The organism is Edwardsiella tarda ATCC 15947 = NBRC 105688 (assembly GCF_003113495.2).
Lineage (GTDB): Bacteria > Pseudomonadota > Gammaproteobacteria > Enterobacterales > Enterobacteriaceae > Edwardsiella > Edwardsiella tarda.
Genome location: NZ_CP084506.1, coordinates 1,933,206 through 1,946,010 on the forward strand (window position 1 = coordinate 1,933,206; position 12,805 = coordinate 1,946,010).

Annotated in this window: 12 protein-coding genes; 8 read left to right on the forward strand and 4 right to left on the reverse strand. The window is 59.5% G+C overall.

Features of this window, described 5'->3' with window-relative positions; all coding sequences use genetic code 11:
* Window positions 1-9: 9 nt before the first annotated feature.
* Window positions 10-675, reverse strand: coding sequence for a phage shock protein PspA (gene pspA / locus DCL27_RS08910; protein ID WP_005293466.1), 666 nt, complete (start codon window positions 673-675; stop codon window positions 10-12).
* A 208-nt stretch (window positions 676-883) separates the two neighbouring features.
* On the opposite strand from pspA, the gene pspF reads away from it, so the two are divergent.
* From pspF to DCL27_RS08945, 7 genes are all read left to right on the forward strand, one after another.
* Window positions 884-1,924: a phage shock protein operon transcriptional activator gene (gene pspF, locus DCL27_RS08915; RefSeq protein WP_035598580.1), complete on the forward strand. Its 1,041-nt coding sequence runs from the start codon at window positions 884-886 to the stop codon at window positions 1,922-1,924.
* 375 nt (window positions 1,925-2,299) lie between these two features.
* Window positions 2,300-3,994 carry an ABC transporter substrate-binding protein SapA gene (gene sapA, locus DCL27_RS08920; protein ID WP_005285522.1) on the forward strand — a complete coding sequence of 565 codons (1,695 nt, stop codon included), beginning with the start codon at window positions 2,300-2,302 and terminating at the stop codon, window positions 3,992-3,994.
* Entirely contained in the window at window positions 3,991-4,956 is a 966-nt protein-coding gene (sapB, locus tag DCL27_RS08925; protein ID WP_005285520.1) for a putrescine export ABC transporter permease SapB, read from the forward strand. Before sapA ends, sapB begins: the two co-directional genes overlap by 4 nt.
* A complete protein-coding gene (gene sapC, locus DCL27_RS08930; RefSeq protein WP_228594421.1) occupies window positions 4,943-5,833 on the forward strand; it encodes a putrescine export ABC transporter permease SapC in 891 nt (296 codons plus the stop codon). The genes sapB and sapC overlap by 14 nt, the downstream gene beginning before the upstream one ends.
* Entirely contained in the window at window positions 5,833-6,825 is a 993-nt protein-coding gene (sapD, locus tag DCL27_RS08935) for a putrescine export ABC transporter ATP-binding protein SapD (RefSeq protein ID WP_005285514.1), read from the forward strand. The genes sapC and sapD overlap by 1 nt, the downstream gene beginning before the upstream one ends.
* Window positions 6,825-7,640: a putrescine export ABC transporter ATP-binding protein SapF gene (sapF, locus tag DCL27_RS08940; RefSeq protein WP_005285511.1), complete on the forward strand. Its 816-nt coding sequence runs from the start codon at window positions 6,825-6,827 to the stop codon at window positions 7,638-7,640. The genes sapD and sapF overlap by 1 nt, the downstream gene beginning before the upstream one ends.
* 79 nt (window positions 7,641-7,719) lie before the next feature.
* Window positions 7,720-8,691, forward strand: coding sequence for a mechanosensitive ion channel family protein (locus DCL27_RS08945; RefSeq protein ID WP_005293456.1), 972 nt, complete (start codon window positions 7,720-7,722; stop codon window positions 8,689-8,691).
* Window positions 8,692-8,722: 31 nt separating this feature from the next.
* On the opposite strand, the gene DCL27_RS08950 is transcribed toward DCL27_RS08945, so the two are convergent.
* From DCL27_RS08950 to fabV, 3 genes are all read right to left on the reverse strand, one after another.
* Complete coding sequence (locus DCL27_RS08950) at window positions 8,723-9,061, reverse strand: outer membrane protein assembly factor BamE (protein WP_005285504.1); 339 nt, start codon at window positions 9,059-9,061, stop codon at window positions 8,723-8,725.
* A 13-nt stretch (window positions 9,062-9,074) separates the two neighbouring features.
* Window positions 9,075-9,590, reverse strand: a complete 516-nt coding sequence (locus DCL27_RS08955) for a hypothetical protein (protein WP_005285503.1) — start codon at window positions 9,588-9,590, stop codon at window positions 9,075-9,077.
* A 272-nt stretch (window positions 9,591-9,862) separates the two neighbouring features.
* Window positions 9,863-11,056 (reverse strand): enoyl-ACP reductase FabV, encoded by a 1,194-nt coding sequence (gene fabV / locus DCL27_RS08960; protein WP_005285502.1) that lies wholly within the window; start codon window positions 11,054-11,056, stop codon window positions 9,863-9,865.
* Window positions 11,057-11,253: 197 nt separating this feature from the next.
* On the opposite strand from fabV, the gene DCL27_RS08965 reads away from it, so the two are divergent.
* Complete coding sequence (locus tag DCL27_RS08965) at window positions 11,254-12,714, forward strand: AMP nucleosidase (protein ID WP_035598584.1); 1,461 nt, start codon at window positions 11,254-11,256, stop codon at window positions 12,712-12,714.
* The last annotated feature ends 91 nt before the right edge of the window (window positions 12,715-12,805 follow it).

Here is a 12,805-nt window from a genome sequence, read left to right on the forward strand (position 1 = left end):
CTGGCGCACTTATTCGCCGCGTTGCAGGCGTGCCTTCATCTCGGCTAACTGGCGACTGATCTCGTCGTCGGCCTTCAGCTCGGCAAACTCCTGCTCCAGGCTCTTCTTTTTACCCAGCGCGACGCTCTCCGCTTCGGCCTCCATGTGGTCGATGCGGCGTTCAAACTGTTCGAAGCGCGCCATCGCCTCATCCAGCTTGCCGCTATCCAGCTGGCGACGCACCTCGCGCGAGGAGGCCGCCGCCTGTTGGCGTAACGTTAACGCCTGCTGGCGTGCGCGCGTCTCCGTTAGTTTACTCTCTAGCTCGCTGATTTCACGCTTCATTCGCTCCAGCGTCTCATCCACGCTCTCCACCTCATGCTGCAGGCTGACCAGCAGATCGGCGACCCGTTGCTTCTCGATCAAGGCCGCGCGCGCCAGATCGTCTTTCTCCTTGCGCAGGGCCAGCTCGGCCTTCTCCTGCCACTCTTGGCACTGTTGCGTCGCTTGCTCGATGCGGCGTAGCAGCTGCTTCTTCTCCGCGAGCGCCCGGGCGGAGGTAGAACGCACCTCTACCAGCGTATCCTCCATCTCTTGGATCATCAGCCGTACTAGCTTCTGCGGATCTTCCGCTTTATCCAACAGCGTATTGATGTTGGCGTTTACGATATCGGCAAAACGAGAAAAAATACCCATGATGTTGTCCTCTGTCAGTATGACGCGTCTCGCGCACACGGCGGGTGCCGTCGTAGCCTAATCTATTCAAATGGCGTGCCAACTGTGAAAAACAAATAAATAATATTGAAAATCAAAAAGATAAAACAATCACCTCGCTCAGCGTTGCACCAGAAGAGATGATGAGTTTAACTAATAGATAGTGAAAATAACCAATGTTAGGTGGATCATGGCGCTACACGACACCCTATTGGGCGGGGATAATGCCTTTCTTGAGGTGCTGGAACAGACCTCTCGTCTCGCCCAATTGAACAAGCCGCTGTTAATCCTGGGCGAGCGCGGTACCGGCAAGGAGTTGATCGCCCAACGCCTGCATTACCTCTCTCCGCGTTGGCAAGGGCCATTTATCTCCCTCAACTGCGCCGCGCTCAACGAGAGCCTGCTGGATTCGGAGTTATTCGGCCATGAGGCCGGGGCCTTTACCGGGGCGCAACGCCGCCATCTAGGGCGCTTCGAGCGGGCTGACGGCGGTACCCTGTTTCTCGACGAACTGGCCACAGCGCCGATGCTGATCCAAGAGAAGTTGTTACGCGTCATCGAATATGGCCAACTAGAACGCGTCGGTGGCAGCCAGTCGCTGCAGGTCGATGTGCGCCTGGTCTGCGCGACCAATGCCGATCTGCCTGCGTTGGCCGCCGCGGGGCGTTTCCGGGCCGATCTGCTCGACCGTCTGGCCTTCGAGGTCATCGCGCTACCGCCGCTACGTCAACGCCAGGCGGATATCCTGCCGCTGGCCGAGCACTTCGCCATGCAGATGTGCCGCGAACTGGGGCGTCCCTTGTTCGCCGGCTTTAGCGCGCAGGCGCAACGCACCTTGCTCGACTACGCCTGGCCGGGCAACATCCGTGAGTTGAAAAATGTGGTGGAGCGCTCGGTCTTTCGCCACGGCGACGCTGGTGCACCGTTACACCAGATCGTGTTGAACCCCTTCCCTCATCGCCCCCCTCTCGATCCGCCCGCGATGGCGAACAGGCTACCTCCGTTGCCCCTCGATCTGCGCGCTTGGCAAAATCAGCAGGAGCAAGCCTTGACCCAGGCGGCGTTGCAGCAGGCATGCTTCCAGCAACGACGCGCCGCCGATCTACTCGGCATCACCTACCATCAGCTACGCGCCATCATGAAAAAACATGCTATCAGCGCGACAACGGAGCGGGAGGAGCCCGCGATCATGGACGATGACGAAAGGGGAATAGCTGGGGAGAGTCGCTAAAAAAAAAGCCAGCACCCGCGCTGGCATTAAAATGAAACTGTAAGCAATGTGAGCAATGTCGTGCCCCTCACCCTCTCCGAGTCGCGAGAGGGTGAGACAGCCAATAAATGATAATGCGTATCACTACCGTTTGTAAAGCATTTTTCTACCTCATCTATTAGCCGGAGATCGACGCGGTAATTGCCTAATCGTACAGCAAATAATCTCGCTGAATCGCCACAGCGATTGGGCCGGCTGGCAATGTACGTTACACTAGGCTATTCGTTCAAGGGAGCGCCACTATCCGGCGTGACGGTCAACGGCGACGCGGCGCTCTGCGTCGACGGTTCGCGCGTCGCCGGCCTAGAACACAGCCCATAACCTGTTGAAGCCATTATGCGTGCTTGGAAAAACTTGCTGATCCCGCTGCTGTGTCTGTCGGCAGCGGCCATGGCGACCGAGAAGACGGCCGCCCCGCAACCCGCTGTGCCGGATATCCGCCAGAGCGGGTTCATCTATTGCGTTAACGGTATCGTGAGTACGTTTAACCCACAGTTAGTGAGTAGTGGCGTGACGGTCGATACCCTCGCCGCCCAGCTGTATGACCGGCTGTTGGACGTCGATCCCTATACTTATCGCCTGATCCCGGAGCTGGCGCAGAGTTGGGAAGTGCTCGACGGCGGTGCCACCTATATTCTGCATCTGCGGCGTGATGTCCCGTTCCAGAAAACACCCTGGTTCACGCCGACACGCAACATGAATGCCGATGACGTACTGTTTAGCTTCGAACGCATGTTCGACGCCCAACATCCTTACCACGACGTCAATGGCGGCCACTACCCCTATTTCGACAGTCTCCAGTTTAGTAATGCGGTACAGAGCATGCGCAAGCTGGACAACTACACGGTCGAAATCCGCCTGAAGCAGCCCGACGCCTCCTTCCTTTGGCATCTGGCAACCCACTACGCGCCGATCCTGTCGGCACAATACGCCGACCAGTTGACGCAACGCGGCCAGCAGGCGCAGATCGATCGCCTGCCCGTCGGTACCGGCCCTTTCATACGCGGCGAGTATCGCGCCGGGCAATTCATTCGCCTACTGCGTAATCCCACCTACTGGAAAGGCACGCCCCGCATGAAGCAGGTGGTGATCGATCTGGGTGCCGGCGGTACCGGGCGGATCTCCAAGCTATTGACCGGCGAATGTGATGTCCTCGCCTACCCCGCCGCCAGCCAGTTGGGGATCTTACGCAACGACCCGCGTCTGCGCTTGACGCTGCGTCCAGGCATGAACGTGGCCTACCTGGCTTTCAACACCCGTAAACCGCCGCTGAATAACGAAAACGTGCGGCGCGCCATCGCCTACTCGATCAATAATCAGCGCTTGATGCAATCCATCTATTACGGGACGGCGGAGACCGCCGCCTCCCTGCTGCCGCGCGCCTCCTGGGCCTATGATAACGATGCTCGCGTCACCGATTATGATCCCGAGAAGGCGCGCGCGATGCTCAAGGCCGCCGGGATCAGCAACCTCCGCCTACAGCTATGGGTACCGACCGCCTCGCAGGCCTATAACCCCAGCCCGCTGAAGACCGCTGAACTGATCCAGGCCGATCTGGCCCAGGTTGGGATCAAGGTGAGCATCATCCCGGTAGAGGGGCGCTTTCAAGAGGCGCGCCTGAGCGACATGAGTCACGACATGACCCTCACCGGTTGGGCGACGGACAGTAATGATCCCGACAGTTTCTTCCGCCCCCTGTTAAGCTGCGCGGCCATTCAGTCACAGACTAACCTGGCACACTGGTGCGATCCGGCGTTTGATGCCTTGTTGCACCGCGCGTTGCAGGCGCAGCAGCTCGCCCAACGCATCGATGACTATCAGGCGGCACAGAAGATCCTGGAGCAGCAACTCCCGATCCTGCCCTTGGCCTCTTCGCTTCGTCTGCAAGCCTATCGCTACGATATCAAGGGACTGGTGCTCAGCCCGTTCGGTAATGCCTCCTTCGCCGGGGTATACCGTGAGGCGGCACCGGCTCCGACCCCGCCGCTGACGCGACCGGCACCGGCGGTCTCGGCCAAGGAGACGCCATGATTATCTTTACGTTACGGCGCCTGTTGCTGCTGCTGGTCACTCTGTTTTTCCTGACCCTGGTCGGTTTCAGCCTGCTTTACTTCACGCCGCATGCGCCGCTCTCTGGCGCCTCGCTCAGCGACGCCTACCGCTTCTATCTCCATAGCCTATTGGAGGGCGACTTCGGCGTCTCCAGCATCAACGGCCAGGCCATCGTCAGTCAGTTGCGCGAGGTGGTTCCCGCCACCCTGGAGCTGTGTATCCTCGGTTTCCTGCTGGCGCTGTTCTGCGGTATCCCCATGGGCATCGCCGCCGGCATGATGCGCGGACGCTGGCCCGACGGCGCCATTACCACCCTGGCCCTGCTCGGCTACTCCATGCCGGTGTTCTGGCTGGCGTTACTGATGATGCTGTTCTTCGCCCTGCATCTCGGCTGGCTACCGGTCTCCGGGCGCTACGACTTGCTATACCCCGTCCCCAATATCACCGGCTTCGCCCTGCTGGATGCCTGGCTCTCAGACTCACCTTATCGTCAGCAGATGCTGTTAAGCGTCCTGCGTCATCTGGTGCTGCCGGTCAGCGTATTGGCATTAGTGCCGATGACCGAGGTGATCCGCCTGATTCGCATCAGCACCGACAACGTCGTGGGGCAAAACTATATCAAGGCGGCGGCCACCCGGGGCCTGTCACGCCTGACCATTATCCGCCGCCACGTGCTGCATAACGCCCTGCCGCCGATCATCCCGCAATTGGGGCTGCAATTCTCCACCATGTTGACCCTGGCGATGATCACCGAGGTGGTGTTTAACTGGCCGGGATTGGGGCGCTGGCTGATCGCCGCCATTCGCCAGCAAGATTTCGCCGCCATCTCGGCCGGGGTGATGGTGATCGGCTCGTTGGTCCTGGTGGTCAACGTGCTGTGCGATATCATTGGCGCCATGACCAGCCCGCTGAAACATAAGGAATGGTATGCAGTTCGATAACGTCTATCGCGAAAAGAAGGCCCCCAGCCCGCTGCGCCAGACCTGGTACCACTTTCACGCCGACTCGCTGGCCATGGTTGGCCTGTATGGCGTTATCGCCCTATTGCTGCTGTGTGCCTTCGGTCGCCTGTTGGCTCCCTACGGCCTGGATCAACAATTTCTCGGCTATCAGTTGTTGCCTCCCTCCTGGTCGCGTTATGGCAACGTCTCGTTCTTCCTCGGTACGGACGACCTCGGGCGCGATCTGCTCAGCCGTCTGCTGTGCGGTGCGGCGCCAACCTTCGGTTCGGCGCTGGTGGTGACCATCGCCGCCAGCCTATGCGGGGTGGCTATCGGGGTACTGGCCGGTATTACACACGGCCTACGCTCGGCGATTCTCAACCATATCCTCGACACCCTGTTGGCGATTCCGTCATTGCTATTGGCGATCATCGTGGTGGCCTTCCTCGGCCCACGCCTGGAGCACGCCATGTTGGCGGTATGGCTGGCGCTGCTGCCGCGTATCGTGCGCGCCGTCTATAGCGCGGTGCATGAGGAGCTAGAGAAAGAGTATGTTGTGGCGGCGCGACTCGATGGCGCCTCGACCTGGTTCATCCTCTGGGACGCCGTGATGCCGAACATCGCCGGGGTGCTGGTGTCGGAGTTTACGCGCGCCCTCTCCATGGCGATCATCGATATCGCCGCCCTCGGCTTTCTCGACCTCGGCGCCCAGTTGCCCTCGCCGGAATGGGGCGCCATGCTGGGCGATGCGCTGGAGTTGTTGTATGTGGCGCCCTGGACCGTGATGTTGCCGGGGGGCGCCATCATGCTCAGCGTGCTGTTAGTTAACCTGCTGGGCGACGGCTTGCGTCGCGCTATCAATGCCGGGGTGAAATAATGCCGTTACTCGATATCCGCAACCTGACGATTGAGTTCATGACACCCGAGGGGGCGGTCAAGGCCGTCGATCGGGTCAGTCTGACCCTGAGCGAAGGGGAAATCCGCGGACTGGTCGGTGAGTCCGGCTCTGGCAAAAGCCTGATCGCCAAGGCGATCTGCGGGATTACCAAGGATAACTGGAAAGTCACCGCCGATCGTATGCGCTTCGACGATATCGATCTACTGCGCCTGACGCCACGTCAACGGCGTAAGCTGGTCGGCCATAACGTGTCGATGATCTTCCAGGAGCCACAATCCTGTCTCGACCCCTCGGCGCGCATCGGCCGCCAACTGATCCAGGCGATTCCCGGCTGGACCTTTAAAGGGCGTTGGTGGCAACGCTTACGCTGGCGCCGCCGACGCGCCATCGAACTGTTGCACCGCGTCGGGATTAAGGATCACCGGGACGCCATGCGCAGCCTGCCCTATGAACTGACCGAGGGAGAGTGCCAGAAGGTGATGATCGCCATCGCCCTGGCCAACCAGCCACGCCTGCTGATCGCCGATGAGCCGACCAATGCCATGGAGCCGACCACTCAGGCGCAGATCTTCCGCCTGTTGGCGCGCATGAATCAGAATAACAACACCACCATTCTGCTGATCAGCCACGATCTACAGATGATGAGCAAGTGGGCCGATCGCATCAACGTGATGTATTGCGGTCAGACGGTAGAGAGCGCGAGCTGCGAGGAGATCCTCAGCGCGCCGCACCATCCCTACACCCAGGCGCTGATCCGAGCGATGCCCGACTTTGGCCGTGCGCTGCCGCCCAAGAGCCGCCTGAATACGCTGCCCGGTGCCATCCCCTCGCTGGAACACTTGCCGATCGGCTGTCGTCTGGGGCCACGCTGTCCTTACGCCCAGAAGAAGTGCATCGAAACCCCCACCCTGCGCACGGTGAAGGGGCATCAATTCGCCTGTCACTTCCCGCTCAACACGGAGGAGGCGTAATGATGAAGACGTTATTAGAGGTGCATAACCTGGAAAAGACTTTCCGTTATCGTACCGGTTGGTTCCGGCGTCAGCTGGTCGAGGCGGTCAAACCGCTCAGCTTCACCCTGCGCGAAGGGCAAACGCTGGCCATCATCGGGGAGAACGGCTCCGGCAAGTCCACCCTGGCCAAGATGATCGCCGGGATGATCGAGCCGAGTGGTGGCACCATGCTGATCGATGATCATCCGTTAAACTACGGCGATTACCGCTACCGTAGTCAATGTATTCGCATGATCTTTCAAGACCCCGCCACCTCGCTGAACCCGCGTCAGCGTATCGGCCAAATCCTGGATGTGCCGCTCCGCCTCAATACCGATCTGGATGCGCCGGCACGCGAGGCACGGATCAACCAGACCCTACGTCAAGTGGGGCTGCGTAACGATCACGCCTACTACTATCCGCATATGCTGGCGGCCGGTCAGTTGCAACGCATCGCCTTGGCGCGTGCGCTGATCCTGCAACCCAAGGTCATCGTCGCCGATGAGGCGCTAGCCTCGCTCGACATGTCGATGCGTTCGCAGATCATCAACCTGATGCTGGAGTTACAACAGAAACATGGCATCGCCTATATCTACGTCACCCAGCACCTGGGCATGATGAAACATATCAGCGATCAGGTCTTGGTGATGCAAGCCGGTGAGGTGGTCGAGCGCGGCAGCACCGCCGAAGTCCTCGCCGCCCCGCTGCACGATCTGACGAAGCGTCTGATCACCAGCCACTTCGGCGAGGCATTGACCGCCGATGCCTGGCGGCGCGATGGCGGGGGCTTTTAACTCGCCCCCGCAAGCGGAAATAAAGCTAAAGCGCGAGCGCCGCCTAAGGCGCCGATTGTTCCATTAGAGGTATCCTGTCGTGACGTTGTTAGTCGAAAAGTTGCATGCTCATATCATCCTGGCCGCCGTCTTGTTACTCCTTAGTGGCTTGGTGTATGGCCTACGCAAGTGCCGAGGGAATCGCGGCACCGCCCTGCTCCAAGTGGCGCAGACCCTACTCTGGTTGCTGTTGGTGCTGCTGCTGTGTGAAGGCGTCAAGAAATACCTGCTGATCGTCGGCTTCTGGCAATGGATCAAGTACATCTCCTTCTGCCAGACGGTACTGATCATCTTCGTGCTGTTTAAGGCCATCTCCTCGGCGATCAACATCGTCGCCGATCGCCAGATCAAGAATGGTATCAATCGCTCGAAGACGCTGGTGGTGATCCGTGCAATCAACATCATCACCCTCTTCCTGCTCGCCACCCTCTTCGGCGAGCAGCTCGGCCTGAATATGTCCGGGCTGCTGACCTTCGGGGGGGTCGGTGGCGTGGCCATCGGTATCGCCAGCCGCAATATCCTGGGCAACCTGCTCTCCGGCGTGATGCTCTACTTCGACCGACCGTTTAACGTCGGCGACTGGATCCGCCTTCCCGAGAAAAACACCGAGGGGGTGGTCGCCGAAATCGGCTTACGGACCACCAAGATCGTCACCTTCGATCAGAAGCCGCTGTATATCCCTAACTCGGTGTTCTCCTCTATCATGATCGAGAACCCCGGACGCAGCGACTATCGCCGGGTTGAGTTGGCGGCGATCATCAAAACCTTCGATGCCGATCAGGTGACGACGCTACTGGCGGCATTGCGCGACAAGATCAGCCAGGATACGCGGGTCAACACGCAGCTGGAGACCTTCGTCCATATGCATAACATCACCAAGGATGGGATCCAGATCCTGATCAGCCTCTACACCACCACACGTGACTACGCGGTCTATCTGGATCTGAAACAGAGCCTGATCGTCTACACCGTCGAGGCCGCCGCCGCACAGACATTAGAGGTGAGCTGCTAAGCCCATAGCAGGATGAGCCGAGGGACGCGCCTCATTGCGCATCGTAATGCCAGCTGCGCAGTGTCTTATCGGGATTAAAGGTTAGGGTCAGCGTCACCTCGCGGTTATAGTCACGCGGCACGATCAGATAGAGCGCCTTACCGACGCTCTTCGAATGGTAGTACCACAGGTCGCCGGCGTTATAGTCGTGTGGAAACGATGGCGGGCCGAGCAACAGCAGCACCTCGCGCTTATGCGTCTTACCCGGCACCAGGCGCTCGCCGAGCTGTTGGGCGGAGAATTGCTGCACGCGCTGTTGTTGCGTGCGGTCAATATGTCCCAGGCACCCACTCAGTAACAATAGCGCGCTCGCCAGCATGACGCTACGCATGCCATGTCTGCCGCTACTTGGCATAGTGATAGCCCTGATAGGGCGATAACGCGCGCTCAATATAGAGATCGTTCTGCGCGTCATAGACCACCTGATTGGCATACAATACGCAGTAACCACTCTTGTCGCTGAGCGACAGACGAAACTCATAGGTCTCCCCCCGCTGCGGAACGAAGGTGTAACCGAAGTCGCTGCAACCATAGACATATCGAAAACCGACCCGCGTCGGCGTATCGGCATAGATCAGCGTCTCGTAATAGGTCTCTCGATATCGCTCACTCACCCCACTGACCTTATTAAATCCCAGATCATGAGTCGGCCGTAGAATAAGCAGACTGGTATCGTCGACTGCGCCGGGCTTATTCCCATATTGACTGATGGTAAAACCGGGCGGATTACCGATCAGACGCACATAGGCCACATTTTTGGCCGAGGGTGGCGGTGGTGTATAGGGCACGCGGCCCCAGTAGGTGCCGCAACCGGCCAAGATGAAGATGGCGAAATAGGGCAACGTGGCGCGTAATGGCATAACCCTCCCCTGAGAAAACGGCACATCCCCCCAGCACACGATAGGGCTCTGCGCGCTGACGATGAAAGGAAATAAGATGACGGGCTAAACAGAAACAAGAGCCACTCGCGCAAAGTGACGTTACCTGAAGCGCGAAATCACTATAAATAAGCGGCGGCGAAACACAATCATTCGATGATGTGGCGGGAAAAAATCAGACAGGTATTTATCGAGGGTATTTAAAAGGGGGAATATATTATTCCCCCTATGGTAATTAATGCCTAATGAAGGCGTTACAGCGAGATGACATCGAACTGCACGTCGGGATTCACGTCCGCATCATAATCCACGCCATCCAGGCCGAACCCGAACAGACGCAGGAACTCTTCTTTATAACCGGCATAATCGGTCAATTGATAGAGATTCTCGCTGGTGATGGATGGCCACAGATCACGGCAGGCCTGCTGCACGTCATCACGCAGTTCCCAGTCATCCATACGGATACGCGCCTGATCATCCAACGCCAAGTCACTGCCGTACAGGCGAGTACGCATCATGCGATCGACCTGCTCCATACACCCTTCGTGGATGCCTTTCTCCTTCATGATCTTGAAGGACATGGAGATGTACAGCGGCATCACCGGAATGGCGCTGGAAGCCTGCGTGACCACCGATTTGAGCACCGCGACGTGTGCCGTACCACCGTGTGCGGCGAGGTCGCCACGAATGCCAGCGGCAGCGCGATCCAGATCCTCTTTAGCGCGACCCAGGGTGCCGTGCCAGTAGATCGGCCAGGTCAGGTCGGTACCGATGTAAGAGTAGGCGACGGATTTAGCCCCCTCCGCCAACACACCCGCATCACGCAACGCGGCCATCCACAGCTCCCAATCCTGCCCGCCCATCACGGTGATGGTGTTCTGGATCTCTTCCTCTGTGGCCGGCTCGACGCTGGCGGTGATGATCTGATCTTTGTTGGTGTCGATGGCGGTGGTGGTATACACCTCACCGATCGGCTTCAGCGCGGAGCGTACCACTTCCCCACTCTCCGGCATCTTACGCACCGGCGATGCCAGTGAATAGACCACCAGATCCACCTGGCCCAGATCCTGTTTGATCAGGTCGATCACCTGCTGGCGACACGCATTGGAGAAGGCATCGCCGTTGATGCTCTTGGCATACAGGCCCGCTTCTTTGGCGGCCTTGTCGAAGGCGGCGGCATTATACCACCCCGCGCTGCCCGGCTTAGTTTCCGTACCCGGCTTCTCGAAGAACACACCGATGGTGGCGGCGCCAGCGCCGAAGGCTGCGGAGATGCGTGATGCCAAGCCATAACCGGTAGAGGCGCCGATCACCAGCACTTTCTTCGGACCGTTCTCGATCGGACCCTTCGCTTGGGTATAGGCGATCTGACGACGAACGTTGGCCTCGCAGCCAACCGGATGGGTAGTGGTGCAGATAAAACCGCGAACCTTAGGTTTGATAATCATAGGTGTCTGTTATCCGTTTTATGGATGAAATCAGGGCATAAGATAGCGCATTCTACCCCAATTGGGTGCTCTGATGTGTTGCTGGCAGCGAAAAAGTCCGGGGCGTCCCCCTTTTCCCCGCCGCCGCTCTCGGCTAGGCTTGCAAGAGTTGCAGCTATTTTGTCCCAACGTACCACGTCAGCTTAGCGGGAGAGGCCATGAGTTCCGTCCATCACACGACATCCCTAACCCCCGAGCAGGCGATCAATCGCCTGAGCGCATACTACGATGGCGCCGTCCGCGCCCTACGCGAAGCCATCGCCGCCTTTATCGAGCGCGGCGAGATCCCCGATGACGCGGCGCGGGCCGCCGGCGGCTTCGTCTACCCGGCACTGCACGTCAGTTGGGACGGTGAGGGGCAACCGGCCGAACGCACCCGCGCCTACGGCCGCTTTAACCATCCCGGCCACTATGTCACCACCGTCACCCGGCCGGAGTTATTCCGGGGTTATCTGCTGGAACAACTGACCCTGCTGGTGCGCGAATATGGTGCCCGCATCGAGGTCCATCCCTCGCAGCAGGAGATCCCCTATCCCTATGTGATCGATGGCGCCGAACTGGCCCTTGACCGGATGATGAGTGCGGCCCTGGCGCGCCACTTCCCCATCCCCAATCTCGCTCACATCGGAGACGAAACCGCCGACGGCGCCCTCCTCGGACAGCAGGATGCGCCGCTGTCCCACTTTGACGCCCTGCGCACCGACTTCTCCCTGGCGCGTCTGCGCCACTATACCGGCACGCCGCCGGAGCATGTGCAACCCTATATCCTCTTTACCAACTACAGTCGCTATGTCGATGAGTTCGTGCGTTGGGCCTGCCGGCAGATCGCCTCCCCCAACAGCGGCTATTGCGCGCTCTCTGGCGCCGGGGGGATCTACATCGATGCCGACAATGTCGACAGCGACCCGTTGGTCTCCGATCTGGCATGGAAAAATCACCAGATGCCGGCCTACCATCTGATGCGTGAAGATGGAAGCGGCATCACGCTGGTCAACATCGGCGTCGGGCCGGCCAACGCCAAGACCATCTGCGATCATCTGGCGGTGTTGCGTCCCCATGCCTGGCTGATGATCGGCCACTGCGGCGGGCTGCGTCAGAGCCAGATCATCGGCGACTACGTCCTGGCTCACGCCTACCTGCGCGACGACCATGTGCTGGATGCCGTGCTGCCACCGGATATTCCCATTCCCAGCATCGCCGAAGTGCAACGGGCGCTGTATGACGCCACCAAGCAGATCAGCGGCATGCCCGGTGAACAGGTCAAACAGCGGCTACGCACGGGTACGGTCGTCACCACCGACGATCGTAACTGGGAGTTGCGTTACAGCGCCTCTGCCCGCCGCTTCAATCTCAGCCGAGCGGTGGCGGTCGACATGGAGAGCGCCACCATCGCCGCTCAGGGCTACCGCTTCCGCGTCCCGTACGGCACCCTGTTGTGCGTCTCGGACAAGCCGCTACACGGTGAGATCAAGCTGCCCGCACAGGCCAACCGCTTCTACCAAGGGGCCATCTCCGAACATCTCCAGATCGGCATCTATGCCCTGGATCTGCTGCGGGCCGAGGGTGATCGCATGCACTCACGTAAGCTACGCACCTTTAACGAGCCGCCCTTCCGCTAACCCCGAGCGCGGCGGGGGGGGAATTATGCCGCCCCCCGCCTGCCACGCTTGCCCCGGCGGGGCACTTTGCGTAACAATGGCAACCACTTTT